Here is a 17,911-nt window from a genome sequence, read left to right as displayed (position 1 = left end):
GGGGGAAGGAGGTGCCGGATGACGTACCTGCGTGCCCTCGGGCGGGCCTGCGCGCTGGCCGGGCTGGCGCTGGTCAGCTGGTTCGACGTGCTGGTCGAAGCGATCGCCTTCGCGTTGCTGTGCGTCGGGCTGGTCTTCTTCCTCGGTCCCGCGGTCGAATGGACGCGTGGCCGATCGAGGGTGGCGCGGACCCTGGCCGAGCGCTGGTGCGGCATCGCGATCGCGGCGCCGTACCAGCCCGAGCCGCCGGAACCGGTCCGCGAACGCGACGGCTGGTACCGCGACGGCAACCAGCTCTACAAGCGCGCGTTCTGGGTCCGCTGGCAGCACCGGCTGACGTGGGCACTGGAGGACCCGGCGGCGGGGCGCGAGTTCACCTGGCAGCTGGTGAACCCGCTGGTCACGCTGCTGCTGCCGGTGGCCGTCCTGCTCGGCGGCCCGGTGGTGCTGCGCGGCTACGGCCGATGGACCCGCTGGTGGCTCGGCCCCCGGCCGCCCGTCGAGCCGCGCAAGAGTTGGCTGCACCGGCACGTCGAATCGCTCGGTCTCCAGGTCGGGTTGTTTGCGGTTTCGCTGGTGCAGCTGGTCTTCGCGATCGTCCAGCTGTTCGTCATGGTCTTCCTCATGCCGGTGGCCACGCCGGTCGTGCTGGCGAACCGGACGATCACGGACACGCTGCGCAGGGAGGCCGGCAAATGGACGGGCGTGTCGATCGCGCGCCCGTACCTGCCGCCGCCGGGGTTGCCAGTACCCCGCCCCGACGGGCTTTACCAGGCCGGCAACCAGCTGTACGAGGAGCCGTTCTGGCCGCTCCAGCACGCCCGCACACGATGGGTCTACCGGGACCGTGCCACATGGCGAGACCTCGCCGGCAGCCTGCTCTTCCCGCTGGTTTCGCTGGTCCTCATCCTGCCGACGGTCACGCTGGTCAGCCGGGGGGTCGTCGGCCTCGCCGCACTCTGGGTGTGGCGGCCGTTCGTCTCGTCGCCGGTCGAGTGGTTCCCGCTGCCCGAAGTGTCGACGCACCTGGGCGCACTCGCGGAGACCCCGGCCATGCTGGCGATGGTCGTCGTCGGCCTGATGCCGACGACCTGGCTGGCCCGGCAGCAGGCCCGCTTCGCGCGGATCTGGCTGGGGCCGACGGACGCGACGCGGCTCGCCCAGCGCGTGGAACGGCTGAAGCAGACGCGCACGGACGTCACGGTCACGCAGGCGGCGGAGCTGCGGCGGATCGAACGCGACCTGCACGACGGCATCCAGTCGCGGCTGGTCGCCATGGGGATGAAGCTTGGCGCGGTCGAGGCGCTGGTGGACACCGACCCGGCGGCGGCGAAGCGGCTCGCCGCCGAGCTGCGCGCGGCGTCGTCGGAGGCGCTCACCGAGCTGCGGGTGCTGATCCGCGGCATCCACCCGCCGGTGCTGTCCGAGCGCGGGCTGCTGGACGCCGTCCGCGCGCTGGCTTTGGACAGCCCGCTGAAGGCGCAGGTCACGGGCTCGCTGCCGGGGCGCATCGAGGAGCCGGTGGAGGCGTGCACGTACTTCGCGGTGTCGGAGCTGCTGGGCAACGCGGCGAAGCACGGCGCGGGACGGGTGACGATCGACGTCGGGTTCGCCGACGACCAGCTGACGATCGTGGTCACCGACGACGGCAAGGGGGGAGCGAACCCGGCGCTCGGTTCGGGACTGCGCGGGATCGAGCGCAGGCTGGGCGGCTTCGACGGTAGGTTGACCCTGACCAGCCCGATCGGCGGGCCGACGAGGGCGACCGTGGAGATCCCGTGCCAGATCGACCCAGAACCGTCGTCGCCGAAGACCAGTACCTCCTCCGAGACGGCCTGACGCATCTGCTTGCGGCACACGGCTTCGACGTCGTCGCGGCGGTCGGCAGCGGCCCGGAACTGGCGGCGGCCTTGCGCGAGCACCGCCCCGAAGTGTCCATTGTGGACGTCCGGATGCCGCCGACGAACACGGACGAGGGCCTGCAGGTATCGCTGGCCGCCCGCCGGGAGATCCCCGGGCTGCCGATCTTGGTGCTGTCCCAGCACGTCGAGCAGCTGTACGCGCGCGAGCTGCTGGCCGACGGCACGGGCGCGATCGGCTACCTGCTGAAGGACCGGGTGTTCAACGCCGACCAGTTCATCGACGCGGTCCGCCGGGTCGCGGCCGGCGGCACGGTGATGGACCCCGAGGTGATCGCGAAACTGGTGGCGGGCAACGCATCCGACCCGCTGGCGGCGTTGACGCCCCGCGAGCGTGAGGTACTCGGCCTGATGGCGGAGGGCTGCTCGAACGCGGCGATCGCCGCCCGGCTGCACTTCAGCGAAGGCGCGGTCGGCAAGCACACGGCGAACATCTTCCAGAAGCTCGGCATCTCGGCTTCGGATGACAGCAACCGCCGTGTGCTCGCCGTTCTGGCGTACCTCGGTGCCGGTTAGCCGCGCGAAACCCGCGTCATCTCTTCGCGCTCCACGACCTTGATGCGCTCGCGGCCCGCGGCCAGGCCCAGCGACTTCTCGTGCGCGTCGAGCTTGCCCCAGCCTTCCCAGGTCGTGAACGGGATTCCGCGCGCCGCCAGGAAGTCGAGGATCGCGTCCGGGGACGCGAACTTCGGGGCGGAGAGGGTGTCCGCGTCCGACAGCAGGCTCGCGATCGTCTCCGCCGCGTCGCCCTTCGTGTGGCCGATGAGGCCCACCGGGCCGCGCTTGATCCAGCCGGTCACGTACACGCCGGGGAGCTGGTTCTCGTCCAGGTCCAGCACGCGGCCGGCCTGGTTCGGCACCACGCCGGCGACGTGGTCGAACGGGAGCTCCGGCAGGTGTGACGACAGGTACCCGACCGCGCGGTACACCGCCTGGACGTCCCACTCGTGGAACTCGCCCGTGCCGCGCACGTTCCCGTCGCCGGTCAGCTCGGTGCGCTCGGTCCGCAGGCCGACGACCCGGCCGTCTTCGCCGAGAACTTCCGAGGGGGAGTGGAAGAAGTGCAGGTGCAGCCGTCGCTGCCGGGTGCCCGGCTCGCGGATCGCCCACTCCTGCAGCGTCTTCACGACCATGTCGATCTGCTTCGACGCGCGCAGCGCCGCGATGCTGCCGTCGTCGAACTCGATGTCCTCCGGGGCCACGATGACCTCGACGTTCGGCGAGTGGTCCAGCTCGCGCAGCTCCAGCGGCGTGAACTTCGCCTGGGCCGGGCCGCGGCGGCCGAACACGTGCACGTCGGTGATCGGGCTGCTCTTGAGGCCCTGGTGGACGTTCTCCGGGATGTCCGTGGTCAGCAGCTCGTCGGCCGTCTTGGCCAGGATCCGCGCGACGTCCAACGCCACGTTGCCGACCCCGAGGACCGCGACCGAAGACGCGGTCAGCGGCCAGGTGCGCGGCACGTCCGGGTGGCCGTCGTACCAGGAGACGAAGTCCGCGGCGCCGTGGCTGCCGTCCAGGTCGATGCCCGGGATGTCGAGCTCGCGGTCGGCGGACGCGCCGGTCGAGAAGACCACCGCGTCGTAGAACTCGCGCAGCTCGTCGAGCTTGATGTCGGTGCCGTAGTCGATGTTGCCCAGCAGGCGGATGTTCGGCTTGTCGAGCACCTTGTGCAGCGCCGTGACGATGCCCTTGATGCGCGGGTGGTCGGGTGCCACGCCGTAGCGGATCAACCCGAAGGGCGCCGGCATGCGCTCGAAGAGGTCGATCGTCACGTCGGCGTCGGACTTGTCCAGGATGTCGGCGGCGTAAATGCCCGCGGGTCCAGCGCCCACGATGGCTACGCGAAGAGATCGGCTCACGCTCTCCACGGTAGGTTAGGGTCACCTAACTAGAAATGTGATTTACCGTACGGTCCACTGGTTGGGAGCCGGTAAGCTCGCCGGCATGCGCGTTCTCGTCGTCGACAACTACGACAGCTTCGTCTACAACCTGGTCCAGTACCTGGCCCAGCTCGGCGCCGACTGCACGGTCTGGCGCAACGACGTCGTGGACCTCGACCGCGTCCCCGAGTTCGACGCCGTGCTCGTCTCGCCCGGCCCGGGAACGCCCGAACGTGCTGGTCAGAGCATGGACGTCGTCCGCAAGTGCGCCGAGACGCGCACGCCGATGCTCGGCGTCTGCCTCGGCCACCAGGCGCTCGGTGTCGTCTACGGCGCGACCGTCGACCGCGCGCCCGAGCTGCTCCACGGCAAGACGAGCCAGGTCCGCCACACCGGCACCGGCGTCCTCGCGGGCCTGCCGGACGAGTTCACGGCGACCCGGTACCACTCCTTGACCGTGGTGCCCGACACCATCCCGGCCGACGTCTTCGAGATCACCGGCCGCACTGAGTCCGGCATCGTGATGGGCATGCGCCACCGCGAGCTGCCGCTGGAAGGCGTCCAGTTCCACCCCGAGTCGGTGCTGACCGAAGGCGGCCACCGGATGCTGGCCACCTGGATGGCCGCGGCCGGTCACCCCGTCGACCCGGCCCGCGTGAACGAGCTCGAGCGGGCGACCAAGGCGCTCCAGAAGGCCGCTGTTGCGTGATCCGGCTCGAGGGGGTCGGCAAGCGGTACGGGCGCGGTGACTTCGTCCTCCACGACGTCGACCTGAGCGTCGAGCCCGGGCACGTCGTCGGCGTCCTCGGCAGCAACGGCTCCGGCAAGTCGACGCTGCTGCGGATCATGGCCGGCGTCTCGCACCCGACCACCGGCGTGGTGTCGGGGAGCCCGCGGATCGGCTACCTGCCGGACCGCTTCCCGGCCGGCCAGCGCATGGGCGCGCGGGCGTACCTGCGGCACATGGCGCGCATCCACGGGCTCGCCGACCTCTCGGTGATCGACCCGCTGCTCGAGCGGCTCGCGCTGGTCGGCGGCCCGACGGCGCCGCTGCGCACGCTGTCGAAAGGCAACGCGCAGAAGGTCGGGCTCGCGCAGGCGGTGATGGTCCGGCCGGACCTGCTGATCCTCGACGAGCCGTGGTCCGGGCTCGACGTCGGGACGCACGCCATCCTCGGCGAGGTCGTCGCCGAGACGCGGGCGCGCGGCGCGAGCGTCGTGTTCACCGACCACCGGCCGCAGGTGGTGCACGACCACGCCGACGTCGTCCACCTCATGAACGAAGGCAGTCTCACGGCGGAAAGCGCCGAGCCGACGACGCGGATCGTGTTGTGCGGCAACGGGACCGAGTGGGCCGGCGAACCCGGCGTGCACCACGCGGTCGTCGAGGGCGCTCAGATCGTGCTCACGGTCGAGGTCGCGTCGGTGGACGCCGTGTTGCTGCGGGCGTTGAAGGACGGCTGGTCGGTGCGGGAGGTGGCGCCGTGCTCGCCATGACCCGCTACTACCTGGCCCTGCTCGCCCATTCGCAGCGGTACCTGCCGGCGCTGCTGGCCTACCTCGCGCTGTGCGTGATCCTTTACGCCGACCCGCACTCGCCGCCGTTGCCGCTGTTCGGTGTGAGCGCCGGCGGGCTGCTCGTCGTCTCGTGCTGGCTGACGATCGCGCTGCTCGACATCGAGGACCCGGTGCAGCGGCTGGTCACCTTGAGCCACGCGCGGCAGTGGCGGCGGATGATCACCGGCGCGGTCTTCACCGTGCTGGCCTGCTCGGTGGTCCTCACCGTGATCACCGAAGCGTGGTCGGCGCTCAAGTCGTTCAAGGTCCAGCCGGCGGCGCTGGGTATCGGGCTGCTCGCGCACCTCGCGTGCGCGCTGCTGGGCATCGCGATCGCGCTGCCGTGCTCGCGGCTGCTCGTGCAGCGGGTCGGCTGGACCGTGCTCGCCGCCGTGATCACGCTGATCGTCGTGCTGCTGGCGAAGATTCCGCTGGTCCACCCGCTGCTGCACGCCCTGACCGACGAGGAACCGATCGGCGGCCCGCTCGTGCTGGCGGGGGTGACCTCGGTGGTGGTGCTGGCCGCGAGCTTCGTCGTCGTGGCGCGGCTCGTGCAACGCCGTTCCTGAGTGCAATTTGCAATATTCAATTTCCGTGCCGGGGTTCCGGCGGGTGCTCGGGGCCGACTAAGGTTCGGGTCCTCTCCGGTTCTGGGCGAAGGGAGAACGGGTGACGGCTGGGATCGTCGCGATCACCGGGCCGAACTCCGACGGCGAGCTCCGGGACCTCGCCGCCTGGTTGCGCGGCGAGGACGAGCTCCGTGGCCGCGTCCAGCTCTTCGACGCCGTCGTGGTCGGCGTGACGAGCAACTCCGCCGGCGTCTTCTGCCGGTCACTTTTCGCCTGGCTGCGGCGCTACCGCGAGGGCCGCGTCTCGCTGAAGGTCAAACGCTCCGGCGCGGCCGAGGAACTCGAGCTCGACTGCGGTCCGTCGAGTGACGCCGAACAGGTTCTCGGTGCCGTCCAAGGATTTCTCGACAAAGCCTGAACGAAAAAGAAGGCCCGCACGGCGAACCGTGCGGGCCTTCTTCGTGGAGTCCGTTACTGACCGGGAGTCGATGTCGGGAACAACGACTCCGACACCCCGACCGTCACGTCCTTGTCCTTGTCGATCTGCGTACCCGGCGAGACGCTCTGCTTGGTGATCGTGCCCTCGGGCTTGTTGCTGGTCCGGTCAGCCTGCTGCCGGAGCTGCTGGGTCCAGCCCATGCTCTCCAGCTTCTGCTGAGCGTCGTCGACCGTCATGCCGATCAGGCTCGGCATCTCGATCTTGTTGTCCGGCTGACCCGTGGAAACGGTCAGCGTGATCTGCGTGCCGACGGGCACCGAGCCACCGTTCGGCGTCTGCTGGATGACCTGGTCCTTCGGCTGGTCGGACTGCTGGTCCACCCGCTTCACGGTGAAGCCCATGCCGGTGAGGGCCGAGTTGGCCTCGCTGAAGGACTTGCCGGTGAAGTTCGGGACCTGCTTCTGCTGCTTGCCCTTGCCGATGGAGATGGAGACGCTCGAGCCCTGCTGGGCATCGCTGTCCGCCTGGGGGGTCTGGTTGACGACCTTCCCCACGTCGTTCGGGTCGTCGACGTTGACTTCCTGCACCGACGGGTTCAGGGTCAGGCCGACTTCCTTGAGCTTCGCTTCGGCGGCGTCACGGGAAAGTCCCTTGAGGTCGGGCACCTTCGTCGTGCCCGGCTTCTGGCCGATCGTCAGCGTGATCTGCGCCGCCGTGGCGACCGGCGTGCCCACGCCGGGCGCGATGTCGATGACCTGGTTGATCTGGTCGGTGGTGCAGGGCACGTTGCCGTTCGCGTCCGGAATCCCGCACGGCACCATCTTGTTCGGCGCGAAGTTGTTCAGGCCCTTCTCACGCAAGGTGTTCTTGGCCGCCACCTCCGACTGTCCCTTGACGTCCGGGATCGCCACCGTGGTCGGCTCGTCGCCACCGCCCTTGAAGGATCCCGCCAGCCACATGATCAGCAGCACCGCGCCCAGGACGAACACCGCGGCCAGCGCGGCGAGGATCGTGCGGCGACGGCGCTTGGCCTTCGGGTCGTCATCGTCGGGGGCGTCGTACTCCTCGTAGCGCTGCGGCTGGCGCCGGTCGGAGTTCATCACCTGGGTGCGCTCGTCCTCGGACATCACCATCGGCGCCGCCGGGCGCTGGCCCGAGAGGGTGCGCACCAGGTCCGAGCGCATCTCCGCCGCCGACTGGTAGCGGTTCGCCGGGCCCTTGGCCAGCGCCTTCAGCACGACCGCGTCCAGCTCGGGCGCCACCGCCGGGTTGACCGACGACGGCGGGCTCGGGTCTTCACGGACGTGCTGGTAGGCGACCGCGACCGGGGAGTCCCCGGTGAACGGCGGCTCGCCGGTGATCAGCTCGTACAGCACGCAGCCGGCGGCGTAGACGTCGGAACGGGCGTCGACGGACTCACCGCGAGCCTGCTCCGGCGACAGGTACTGCGCCGTGCCGATCACCGCGGCGGTCTGGGTCATCGCGGACTGGCCGTCGTGCATCGCGCGCGCGATGCCGAAGTCCATGACCTTGACCGCGCCGTTCTTCGTGATCATCACGTTGGCCGGCTTGACGTCGCGGTGCACGATGCCGTGGCGGTGGGAGAAGTCCAGCGCCGCGCAGACGTCGGCCATGACCTCCATGGCCCGCTTCTGCGACATCGGGCCTTCGGTCTTGACGATGTCCCGCAGTGTCCGGCCTTCGACGTACTCCATGACGATGTACGGCAGCGGGCCGAACTCGGCGTTCGCCTCGCCGGTGTCGTAGACCGCGACGATCGCCGGGTGGTTCAGCGCGGCGGCGTTCTGCGCTTCACGGCGGAAGCGCTCCAGGAACTGCGGGTCCCTGGCGAGATCGGCACGGAGGATCTTGATAGCGACTTCCCGGCCCAGGCGCACGTCGTGGCCGTGATGGACCTCGGACATGCCTCCGTAGCCGAGCGTTTCGCCCAGCTCGTACCGGTTGGAGAGCAGTCTGGGTGTGCTCATCTCTGGGTGCCGTTCCATTCCGTCCAGGGTGCGGTCATGATGCCTTGCCGGCCATCGTCGGTCGTTGCGGGAGCGTCCGCCGGGTAGGCGCTCGAAGCGGGCGCCTCCTCCGCGGGCGGCTGTCTGCCTGGGACCACCTGGCTCGTCTGGCCGTTGTGCGGTGGCGAGCCCGAGCTGCCGATCATCTTCGCCACCAGGACGATGCCCGCCACCAGGACAACGAGCAGGATGGCCGCGAGGAGCGCCCACCAGCCCCACTGGGGCTTCTTCCGCGGCGCCGGCATCATGGCCGGACGCATGACGGGCCGGGACGGCGGGCCGATGGCGACCATCGGGTTCACCGCCGGCGACGGCGGGCCGACCGGCATGTGCTGCTGCTGCGGAGGAATCTGCTGCGGGACCGGCGGCTGCTGCTGGATCGGGTGCTGGCCGGTCTGGACCGGGTGCTGACCCGTCGACGCCGGGTGCTGCCCGGTCGAGTAGGTCGCGTTGACCAGCCCGGACGGCGTCGGCAGCGGCAACCCGGCGCGGACCGCGGCGACGGCGGCCGCGAACTCGCCGCCGTTGTTGTAGCGCTGCCTCGGGTCCTTGACCAGCGTCGCCTCGATCACCGCGCGCGCGGCGGGCGGGACGTCCGGCGGCAGCGGCGGCGCGATGTCGCGGATGTGCATCATCGCGACCGTCACGGCGTTTTCCGACAGGAACGGCCGGTGCCCGGCGAGGCATTCGTAGCCGCACACCGCCAGCGAGTAGACGTCGGACGCCGGCTCGGCCGGGTGCCCGAGCGCCTGCTCCGGCGCGATGTAGTGCGCCGTGCCCATGACCATGCCGGACCGGGTGACCGGCGCCGCGTCGGCCGCCTTCGCCACGCCGAAGTCGGTGATCTTCACCTGGCCGGCGGGCGTCACCAGGATGTTGCCCGGCTTGACGTCGCGGTGGACCAGACCCTGCTCGTGCGCGGCCTGCAACGCGTTGCCCGCCTGCTCGAGCATGTCGAGCGTGAACTCCGCCGACAGCCGCCCGTGCTTGGCCAGCAACCCGGCCAGCGGGTCGCCGTCGACGAGTTCCATGACGAGGTACGCGATCGACAGGTCGCCGTCGAAGATGGTCTCGCCGTAGTCGTGCACCGCGGCGATGCCGGGGTGGTTCAGGGACGCCGTCATCCGCGCTTCGGTGCGGAAGCGGTGGAGGAACTCGGCGTCACCGGAGAGCTCGGCCTTCAGGATCTTGACCGCGACGGTCCGGTCGAGCCGGGTGTCGCTGGCCTGCCAGACCTCGCCCATCCCGCCGACGGCGATCCGGCTCGTCAGCTTGTACCGCTCGGCCAGCAGGTGACCGGAGGACAGCATGCGCTATCCACCCCCGAGTTTCGCGTTGATCGCCGCGCGGCCGATCTCCGACGCGACCTTGCCGCCGGTGGCCGCGAGACCGCGGTTGCCGCCGTCTTCGACGATCACGGCGACGGCGATCTGCGGGTCGTTGGCCGGGGCGAAGGCGGTGTACCAGGCGTGCGGCGCGGTGTTCTTGGAGTCCGTGCCGTGCTCGGCGGTGCCGGTCTTCGACGCGATCTGGATGTCCGGGCGCTTGCCGGCGCCCGCGGTGAAGCCCTCGGAAGCGATCATCATGTCCTTGAGGATCGCGGCGTTCGACGACGAGAGTGCCGCCGTGCCGGTGAGCTCGGTGGGACTGTAGTCCTCGATGGTCGAGAGGTCCGGCGCGAGTACCGACTGGACCAGCTGCGGCTTCATCGCCATCCCGCCGTTGGCCACGGTGGCCGCGAGCAGGCAGTCCTGCAGCGGGGTGATCCGGACGTCGCGCTGGCCGATGCCGCTCTGGTAGAGCGCGCCCTGGGAGTCGAGCGGGCCGACCGTGGACGGCGCGACCTTCATCGGCACGGTCAGGTCGGTCTGCCCGATGCCGAAATTCGCCGCGGTCTTCTTCATCTTGTCCGCGCCGAGCTGGCCCGCGAACTCCGCGAACGGCACGTTGCAGGAGTGCGCCAGCGCGTCCTTGAACGTGGTCCCCGGGCAGCCTTCACCGGCGTAGTTCTCCAGCGTGACGCTCGTGCCGGGCAGCTTCGTGTTCGGCGCCGGGTTGACCGGGGTGTCCGGCCCCTTGCCGTCCTCGAGCGCCGCCGCCGCGGTGACCAGCTTGAACGTCGACCCCGGCGGGTAGGTCTCCGAGATCGCCCGGTTCAGCATCGGGTTCTTGTCGTCCTTGACGTACGAGTTCCAGGCGTCGGTCTGCGCCTTCGACGTGTGCGACGCCAGCTTGTTCGGGTCGTACGACGGCGTCGACACCATCGCCAGGATCCGGCCGGTCTTGGGCTCCATCGCCACGACGGCACCGGTGTAGCCCCGCTGCGTCATCAGGTCGTACGCGGCCTTCTGCACGGCGGGGTCGATGGTCAGCCGGACGTTGCCGCCGCTCGGGTCGCGGCCGGTGACCATGTCCGACAGCCGGCGCACGAACAGCCGCGGGTCCGAGCCGTTGAGGACGTCGTCCTCGGAGCGCTCGAGCCCGCCGGAGCCGTAGTTGATCGAGTAGTAGCCGGTGACCGGGGCGTACATCGGGCCGTCGACGTAGGACCGGGTGTACTTGTACTTGTCGTTCGACGGGTCGACCTTCGCCAGCACTTCGCCGTTCGCCTGCGAGACGATCTGGCCGCGGCGGCGCGCGAACTCGTCGTAGAGGACCCGGGCGTTGCGCGAGTCGGTGCGGTAGTCGTCGGCCTTGACCACCTGGATGTAGGTGGCGTTGGCCAGCAGCAGGACGACCATGACGAGCATCGTCATGCCCACCTTGCGCAGCGGGGTGTTCATGCCTGGGCACCCCCGTCCGCCGGCGGGCGCTGCACGAGCACCGTGTGGGCCTCGGCGATCGGCGCCTGCGGCTGCTGCTGCGGCTTCGGGCGGGCCGCGGGCCGCCGGGCCGCGTCGGAAACGCGGAGCAGCAGCGCGACGAGGATGTAGTTCGCCAGCAGCGACGAACCACCCTTCGACAGGAAGGGAGCGGTGATACCGGTCTCCGGGATGAGTTTCGTGACCCCGCCGACGACGACGAAGATCTGCATGACCATGGTGAACGCCAGCCCGCCGCCGAGCAGCTTGCCGAACGTGTCCCGCACCGCGAGCGCGCTCCGCATGCCGCGCATGGCGAGCATCAAGTACAGCATCAGGACGGCGGCCAGGCCGATGAAGCCGAGCTCCTCGCCGATCGCCGCCGTGATGAAGTCGGTGTTCGCCTCCGGGACCATGTCCGGCCGGCCGGCACCGAGCCCGGTGCCGCCGATCCCGCCGGTGCCGAGCCCGAACAGGCCCTGCGCGATCTGGTAGCCGCCGCCGAGCTTGTCGTAGGTGGCCAGCGGGTCCAGCCAGTTGGCGACGCGCTGCTGGACGTGGGTGAAGAGGTTGTAGGCGATCAGGCAGCCGCCGACGAAGAAGCTGAGCCCGAGGACGACCCAGATGACCCGCTCGGTCGCGACGTACAGCATCATCAGGATGACGCTGAAGAACAGCAGCGACGTGCCGAGGTCCTTCTCGAACACCAGGATGCCGATGCAGGCGACCGCGGCGATGAGGATCGGGCCCAGGTCACGGGCGCGCGGCAGCTCGACGCCGAGGAACTTCTTGCCCGCCACCATGAACAGGTCGCGCTTCGACACCAGGAACGAGGCGAAGAAGATCATCAGCAGGATCTTCGCGAACTCGCCCGGCTGGATCGAGAACCCCGGCAGCTTCAGCCACACCTTGGCGCCGTTGACCTCGGACAGGCTCGACGGCAGCAGCGCCGGCAGCGCCAGCGCGACGATCCCGACCAGGCCCGCGGTGTAGCCGTAGCGGGTCAGCGTGCGGTGGTCGCTCACGAAGACCAGCACCGCGACGAAGAACGCCAGCGAGATGACCGTGAACAGCACCTGCGAGGTGACGGCGGGGGAGTAGTCCTTGCTGTTCTGCGCGGCCCGCTCCGCCAGCGCCAGGTCGATCCGGTGGATCATCACCAGGCCGATGCCGTTCAGCAGCGCGACGCAGGGGAGGATCACCGGATCCGCGTACGGCGCCCACTTGCGGACGGCGAGGTGCGCCGCGGCGAAGATGGCGAGGTAGGCGAGGCCGAGCCAGACGATCGACCAGGTGAGCTGCTGCTCCTGGTTCGCCTCCACCAGCACCAGTGCGACGGTGACGATGAACGCGGCGAACCCCAGCAGCACCAGCTCGGTGTTGCGGCGGGTCGGGACGTCGCGCGGCGGGTTCGTCTGGAACTGCGCGGCGAGCGGCTCGGCGGTGCGCGCGGCGGGCTGGCTCATCAGTTACCGCCTCCCGTCGTCGGTGCCGTCGAACTCGGCGTCGAGCAGTCCCTCCCCGCTGGCTGGTTCGCCGACGACGGAGCAGTGGAGCCGGCCGGAGCCGACGGGGTGGACGTCGGCGTGACCGTGGGGGTCGGCGTCGGGGACGGCTGGCCGCCCGCCGGCGCGCAGTTGTTCAGGCGCTTGTGCAGCTGCAGGAAGTCGTCGATGTACTTCCGCGCGTCGTCCAGGCTGTCCTTCTTGACGCCGTTCTGCACCGCCAGCCGCGCGTCTTCCTGGAGCTGGTTGACGCGCAGCTTGTCCGTGCACACCTGGTTGGGCGGGCACGAGCCCTGCTCGTAGGTGTGCAGGTCGATGCCGAGGATGCTGCCGGGGACGCCGCGGTAGATCACGACCTCCTGGTCCGCACCTTCGCCGACATAGTACTGACTCAGCACGAAGTACCGGGTGGCGATGGCGGCCGCGGCGAGGACGATCAGCACGACCAGCGCGCCGGCGAGCCAGCGGAACCGCTTCCGGCGCCTGGCCTTCGGGTCCACGCTCGGCTGCGGCAGCTCCGGCCGCGGCTGCGGCGCGGGCTGGGTCAGCGCCCTGGCCCTGGCCGCGGGCGAGTCGCCCTGGTGCAGCTCGTCGCTGCCGTCCCCGGCGGCGCCGCCCACGATGGGCGCGTCCTCGCCGAAGTCGACGTCGACGACGTCGGCGATGATCACCGTGACGTTGTCGGTGCCGCCGCCCTTGAGCGCCAGCTCGATCATCCGGTCCGCGCACTGCTGCGGGTCCGGGATCTGCACGGCCTCGGTCAGCGTCTCGTCGCTGACCATGCCGGACAGGCCGTCCGAGCAGATCAGGTACCGGTCGCCGGACCGGGCCTCGCGGACGGTCAGGCTCGGCTCGACCTCGTGCCCGGTGAGTGCCTTCAGCAGCAGTGACCGCTGGGGGTGCACCGCCGCCTCTTCGGGCGTGATCCGGCCTTGTTCGAGCAGTTCGTTGACGAAGCTGTCGTCGCGCGTGATCTGCGCGAACTGGCCGCCTCGGAGGAGGTACGCGCGCGAGTCGCCGACGTGCACGAGCCCCAGCCGGGTGCCGGCGAACAGCACGGCTGTGAGCGTGGTGCCCATGCCGTCCAGGTCCGGGTCCTGCGAGACGAGCTCGGCGATGGCGGCGTTGCCGTTCGCCACCGCCTCTCGGAGCTGGGCGAGCAGGTCGTCGCGGGGTTCGTCGTCGTCGAGCGGCGCGAGCGAGGCGATGACGACCTTGCTGGCCACCTCACCTGCCGCGTGGCCACCCATACCGTCGGCGAGCGCGAGCAGGCGAGGGCCGGCGTACACGGAGTCCTGGTTGCTCGAACGCACCAGGCCCCGGTCGCTGCGGGCTGCATAGCGGAGGACGAGAGTCATGGGCGAAGCTCGATCACCGTCTTGCCGATCCGGATGGGGACTCCGAGCGGGACCCGGAGGGGTGCAGTGACCTTAGCCCGGTCCAGATAAGTCCCGTTGGTCGAGCCCAGATCTTCCACGTACCAGTCCTCACCGCGCTGGGCGATCCGTGCGTGCCGGGTCGACGCGTAGTCGTCGTCGAGCACCAATGTGGAGTCGTCGGCACGGCCGATGAGGATCGGCCGCCCGTCGAGCGCGATGCGGGTGCCGGCCAGCGCGCCATGGGTCACCAGCAGCTGCTGGGGCGACTTGCTGTTGCGCGGCTTCTTCTCTTTTTTGCGTCCGAAGGTCGGTACCTGGACGCGCATTCCCGACGCCGCGTAGAGGTCCGAGCGGACGACTCTGAGCGCGGCGAACACGAAGAGCCAGAGCAGCACGAGGAAGCCCACCCTGGTGAGTTGTACGACCAGCTCTGGCACTTGGTGTGTCCGCTCCCGACTCGTCCGTGCAGCCGCGGCGCGGGTACGCCGCGGTCCCCCCGCACGTCAATTCTGCGGGAACAGTATTCCGTGCCCCCAGTCAGCCCTGCGTACGGAACACGAGCGAGGAGTGCCCCACCCGGATGACGTCGCCGTCCGCGAGCTGCCAGGTCTGGACCGGAGTGCCGTTCACGGTCGTTCCGTTGGTCGAGCCGATGTCGGCGAGCGTCGCGCTCTGGCCGTCCCAGGTGATCTCCAGGTGCCGGCGCGAGACGCCGGTGTCCGGGAGGCGGAAGTCGGCGTCCTGGCCGCGGCCGACGACGTTCCCGCCCTGCTTCAGCGAGTACGTCCGGTTCGAGCCGTCGTCCAGCTGGAGGCTCGCCGCGAGCTGCCGGCCGGCCGCGGGCGGGGCGTAGCCACCCTGCTGCTGGCCGTACGGGTCGGCGGCGGGCTGGCCGTACGCCTGCTGCTGGCCGTACTGGTCGTAGCCGCCCTGCTGCTGGCCGCCGTACTGGTCGTACCCGGGCTGCTGCTGACCGGCGTACTGGTCGTAGCCACCCTGCTGGTAGCCGCCCTGGTCGTAGCCACCCTGCTGGGGCTGGGCGTAGCCGCCCTGGTCGTAGCCACCGCCCTGGGGCTGGGCGTAGCCGCCTTGTTCGTAGCCACCCTGCTGCGGCTGGGCGTAACCACCCTGGTCGTAACCGCCCTGCTGCTGGGCGTAACCCTGGTCGTAAGCGCCACCCTGCTGCGGCTGGCCGTACTGGTCGTAGCCGCCCTGCTGCTGCTGGCCATAACCCTGGTCGTACCCGGGCTGCTGGCCACCCTGCTGTCCGTAGCCGTATTGGCCCTGCTGGCCGTACGGGTCACCCTGGTCGTATTGGCCGTAGCCGGGGGGCTGGCTCATTGCTGGGTCTCCTGCGTTGCTGGGTCGTGCCGACCGCGGTGAACCGGCGCCTGAGGGGCGGGCGTCGGGATCGACGGACGAACGGGTCTTGAACTGTCCAGTATGCAGCGCCTCGTTGCGCTCGAGTGATACGACGACGTCACCATAGGTGTCCAGGCCTTCGGCGGCGAGGTGTTCCGCCACCGCCTTGGCGAGGACCTGGGTGACCCGTTGCTCGTCACCGGCCATGCGCTCGTGGTCAGCTGCCCCCAGGGACACGATGTAGTGATTGGGGGCGAGCTGCCGACCGCCTGCCAGCTCACGAACGTTCTCCTCACTCTCCCGTTCCAGGGCGATCGCCACTTCCTGCGTGACGACGTTGCCACCGAACATGCGCGCGAAAGTGTTCCCCACCAGGTTCTCGAGGCGTCTGTCAAAACGCTCGACGCGGCTCACCGGGGAAAACCTCCTCACACGTGTGCTTCCGCTATCGATCCTATCCGGGTGAGCCCGCCTCGACACGGCCCCCGGTGAAACCCGTTCAAACGACCTGCTAGTCTTCTCCTCGCTGTCGAAGAGAAGCACTCGGGCGAGTGGCGGAATGGCAGACGCGCACGGTTCAGGTCCGTGTGTCCGAAAGGACGTGAGGGTTCAACTCCCTCCTCGCCCACAGCGAAAGGGCCCCGGCTGGTTGCCGGGGCCCTTTTTCGTGCGTGCGGGGCGGACGAAGTTCTTCCGCTCAGGTGGGGAATATCACCCGTTTGGCTCTGCGTGGTGTTCGCTCACGGCGCACTTCGAGGTGTATCAAGCCGTCGTTTTGGTGATCCACGCCGCCAGGATGTCCGCCCGGCTCGTCGTCTCGATGCCCGCGTGGGGGCAGCCGGGGCCGGTCGCCTCCACCGCCACGAGTTCGGTTCCGGTGAAGTAGGGGGCGCCCGAGTCGTACGTGCAGGCGCTCGTCGTGATCTCCGGGGCCGCGCCGTGGACGCCCAGGGTGGTCGGCTCCACCTTCGCCACCGCGACCGTGCCCTGCTGCATGCGGGTCGCCGGCTTGGGGTCCGTGCCCGTCAGGCTGCCCCAGCCCGCCAGGGTCAGCTGCTGGCCGACCTTCGGCACCGTGCGGTTCACCTTCAGGGGCTGGACCGTGGTCACCGGGGTGTCGAGCTCGATCAGGGCCACGTCGCTCTCTTTGGCCTGGACCACCGCGGTCACCTTGCGGGCGACCCCGGATTCGGTGGCTTCGTCGACCAGCCCCAGCGTCGCCGTCGTGGGGTACGGGGTCTTGCCGGAGACGCGGTTGCGGTTCGCGTCGTGGAAGCAGTGGCCGGTCGTCAGGATCCAGGCCGGGGCGATCAGGGCGCCCGTGCAGTAGCTGCTGTAGGTCGAGCCGTCCGGGCGCGGGATCTTCGTCATCGCGAGCTTCGCGACGAACCCGGACTGCCCGGCCGGTACGTCGGAGCCGTGGGCGACCCCCGGGGCGGCCGAAGCGGCCGGGGCGGTGGCGATGGTGGTGGTCAAGGCAGCAGCGGCGAGCAGGGCGCGCAGGCGCATTCTTCCCCTTCGTCGAGTCGGTGGTCGACGTTCGACGTTAGGGCCGCGGCCGGGCCCGGGGAATTCCCTGGCCGGGCGTCACCCGACAGCGCAGCCGGGTGACGCCCGAACGGAGGTCAGCCGATGTGCGAAGCGATCCAATCCGCGACGACGTCGACGCGAGCCGTCGTCTCCGCCTGGTCGTGGGGGCAGTCCGGGCCGTCGCTCTCGATGGACACCAGGCGGCCGCCGTTCTTGCCCGACGGGACGAAGTACGGCGCGCCCGAGTCGTATGTGCACGCGCTCGTCGTCGACGTCGGGGCGAAGCCCTTCACGCCGACGTACTGCGGGTCGACCGTCGCGACCTTCACGACGCCCTGCTGGAGCTTCGTGCCCGGCGTCGGGTCGACCGACGTGAGGCTGCCCCAGCCGGCGAGCGTGACCTTCTGGTCGATCAACGGCGCGCGGTGGTTGATCGACAGCGGCTCGATGCCGTAGACCGCTTTGTCGAGCTCCGCGATCGCGATGTCGTTGCTCGGCGACTGGTACACCGTCACGACGTCGCGGGTGACACCCGGCTTGTCCACAGTGGTCGTACCCAGCAGCACGGACGTCGGGTACGGCACCGGGCCGGACACCGGGTTGCGGGCCGCGTCGTGGAAGCAGTGGCCCGCCGTGATGATCCACTTGCCGGCGATCAGGGAACCCGAGCAGGCGCTGTTGTACTTGGTGCCGTCGGGCTTCGGGATGTCGGTCATGGTCAGCTTCGCGGCGAACTTGAACGTCCCCTGCGGGACGTCGGAGCCGTTGGCCACGGCCGATGCCGGTGCCGCGGTGACCACGGCCGCGGCGAGCGCGAACAGTGTCGCGGAAAGCAGTGCGCGAGTGCGCATTTCACTGACCCCCTGTGCGGGCCGGCTGCGGGCCGGCGATGGGGGCGAGGGTAGCGAAACCCGGGCGGCGGTGGCGGGAATCCCCGCCACCG

Annotated in this window: 16 protein-coding genes and 1 tRNA gene; 7 read left to right on the top strand and 10 right to left on the bottom strand. The window is 70.0% G+C overall.

Going from position 1 to position 17,911, the window contains the following annotated elements; translation table 11 throughout:
• The first annotated feature begins 18 nt into the window (after window positions 1–18).
• Window positions 19–1,839: a sensor histidine kinase gene (locus ACZ7PG_RS17540; protein ID WP_470240076.1), complete on the top strand. Its 1,821-nt coding sequence runs from the start codon at window positions 19–21 to the stop codon at window positions 1,837–1,839.
• Complete coding sequence (locus tag ACZ7PG_RS17535) at window positions 1,779–2,435, top strand: response regulator (RefSeq protein WP_470240075.1); 657 nt, start codon at window positions 1,779–1,781, stop codon at window positions 2,433–2,435. Before ACZ7PG_RS17540 ends, ACZ7PG_RS17535 begins: the two co-directional genes overlap by 61 nt.
• Here the strand turns inward: ACZ7PG_RS17535 and ACZ7PG_RS17530 are convergent.
• Window positions 2,432–3,751, bottom strand: coding sequence for an FAD-dependent oxidoreductase (locus tag ACZ7PG_RS17530; RefSeq protein ID WP_470240074.1), 1,320 nt, complete (start codon window positions 3,749–3,751; stop codon window positions 2,432–2,434). The two genes, ACZ7PG_RS17535 and ACZ7PG_RS17530, sit on opposite strands and share 4 nt — an antisense overlap.
• 112 nt (window positions 3,752–3,863) lie before the next feature.
• Between ACZ7PG_RS17530 and ACZ7PG_RS17525 the strand changes: the two genes are divergently transcribed.
• The 4 genes from ACZ7PG_RS17525 to ACZ7PG_RS17510 all read left to right on the top strand — a co-directional run bounded on the left by ACZ7PG_RS17525 (window position 3,864) and on the right by ACZ7PG_RS17510 (window position 6,343).
• Window positions 3,864–4,508 (top strand): aminodeoxychorismate/anthranilate synthase component II, encoded by a 645-nt coding sequence (locus ACZ7PG_RS17525; RefSeq protein WP_470240073.1) that lies wholly within the window; start codon window positions 3,864–3,866, stop codon window positions 4,506–4,508.
• On the top strand, window positions 4,505–5,296 hold the full coding sequence (locus tag ACZ7PG_RS17520; RefSeq protein ID WP_470240072.1) for an ABC transporter ATP-binding protein: 792 nt from the start codon (window positions 4,505–4,507) through the stop codon (window positions 5,294–5,296). The genes ACZ7PG_RS17525 and ACZ7PG_RS17520 overlap by 4 nt, the downstream gene beginning before the upstream one ends.
• Window positions 5,284–5,925, top strand: a complete 642-nt coding sequence (locus tag ACZ7PG_RS17515) for a hypothetical protein (RefSeq protein WP_470240071.1) — start codon at window positions 5,284–5,286, stop codon at window positions 5,923–5,925. The genes ACZ7PG_RS17520 and ACZ7PG_RS17515 overlap by 13 nt, the downstream gene beginning before the upstream one ends.
• Before the next feature lie 100 nt (window positions 5,926–6,025).
• A complete protein-coding gene (locus ACZ7PG_RS17510) occupies window positions 6,026–6,343 on the top strand; it encodes an effector-associated constant component EACC1 (RefSeq protein WP_470240070.1) in 318 nt (105 codons plus the stop codon).
• Between the two features lie 53 nt (window positions 6,344–6,396).
• Here the strand turns inward: ACZ7PG_RS17510 and pknB are convergent, their stop codons facing one another.
• The 7 genes from pknB to ACZ7PG_RS17475 form a co-directional block, all read right to left on the bottom strand.
• Window positions 6,397–8,352, bottom strand: a complete 1,956-nt coding sequence (gene pknB, locus ACZ7PG_RS17505; protein WP_470240069.1) for a Stk1 family PASTA domain-containing Ser/Thr kinase — start codon at window positions 8,350–8,352, stop codon at window positions 6,397–6,399.
• Entirely contained in the window at window positions 8,349–9,701 is a 1,353-nt protein-coding gene (locus tag ACZ7PG_RS17500; protein WP_470240068.1) for a serine/threonine-protein kinase, read from the bottom strand. Before ACZ7PG_RS17500 ends, pknB begins: the two co-directional genes overlap by 4 nt.
• A 3-nt stretch (window positions 9,702–9,704) precedes the next feature.
• Entirely contained in the window at window positions 9,705–11,174 is a 1,470-nt protein-coding gene (locus ACZ7PG_RS17495; protein WP_470240067.1) for a peptidoglycan D,D-transpeptidase FtsI family protein, read from the bottom strand.
• Window positions 11,171–12,658 carry an FtsW/RodA/SpoVE family cell cycle protein gene (locus ACZ7PG_RS17490; protein WP_470240066.1) on the bottom strand — a complete coding sequence of 496 codons (1,488 nt, stop codon included), beginning with the start codon at window positions 12,656–12,658 and terminating at the stop codon, window positions 11,171–11,173. The genes ACZ7PG_RS17495 and ACZ7PG_RS17490 overlap by 4 nt, the downstream gene beginning before the upstream one ends.
• Window positions 12,658–14,055 (bottom strand): PP2C family protein-serine/threonine phosphatase, encoded by a 1,398-nt coding sequence (locus ACZ7PG_RS17485; protein WP_470240065.1) that lies wholly within the window; start codon window positions 14,053–14,055, stop codon window positions 12,658–12,660. The genes ACZ7PG_RS17490 and ACZ7PG_RS17485 overlap by 1 nt, the downstream gene beginning before the upstream one ends.
• The gene (locus tag ACZ7PG_RS17480) at window positions 14,052–14,513 is read right to left on the bottom strand and encodes an FHA domain-containing protein FhaB/FipA (RefSeq protein WP_003079002.1); all 462 of its coding nucleotides are present in this window, start codon (window positions 14,511–14,513) and stop codon (window positions 14,052–14,054) included. The genes ACZ7PG_RS17485 and ACZ7PG_RS17480 overlap by 4 nt, the downstream gene beginning before the upstream one ends.
• A 100-nt stretch (window positions 14,514–14,613) precedes the next feature.
• A complete protein-coding gene (locus tag ACZ7PG_RS17475) occupies window positions 14,614–15,852 on the bottom strand; it encodes a DUF3662 and FHA domain-containing protein (RefSeq protein ID WP_470240064.1) in 1,239 nt (412 codons plus the stop codon).
• A gap of 131 nt (window positions 15,853–15,983) precedes the next feature.
• Between ACZ7PG_RS17475 and ACZ7PG_RS17470 the strand changes: the two genes are divergently transcribed.
• Window positions 15,984–16,066: transfer RNA gene (locus ACZ7PG_RS17470), tRNA-Leu, on the top strand.
• 134 nt (window positions 16,067–16,200) lie between these two features.
• On the opposite strand, the gene ACZ7PG_RS17465 is transcribed toward ACZ7PG_RS17470, so the two are convergent.
• Both ACZ7PG_RS17465 and ACZ7PG_RS17460 read right to left on the bottom strand, forming a co-directional pair.
• Window positions 16,201–16,947, bottom strand: coding sequence for a trypsin-like serine protease (locus ACZ7PG_RS17465; protein ID WP_470240063.1), 747 nt, complete (start codon window positions 16,945–16,947; stop codon window positions 16,201–16,203).
• A gap of 116 nt (window positions 16,948–17,063) precedes the next feature.
• Window positions 17,064–17,819 carry a S1 family peptidase gene (locus ACZ7PG_RS17460; RefSeq protein ID WP_470240062.1) on the bottom strand — a complete coding sequence of 252 codons (756 nt, stop codon included), beginning with the start codon at window positions 17,817–17,819 and terminating at the stop codon, window positions 17,064–17,066.
• Between the last annotated feature and the right edge of the window lie 92 nt (window positions 17,820–17,911).

It is taken from the genome of Amycolatopsis sp. NPDC114504 (genome assembly GCF_055633595.1).
This window is presented reverse-complemented; position numbering and strand designations above follow the sequence as displayed.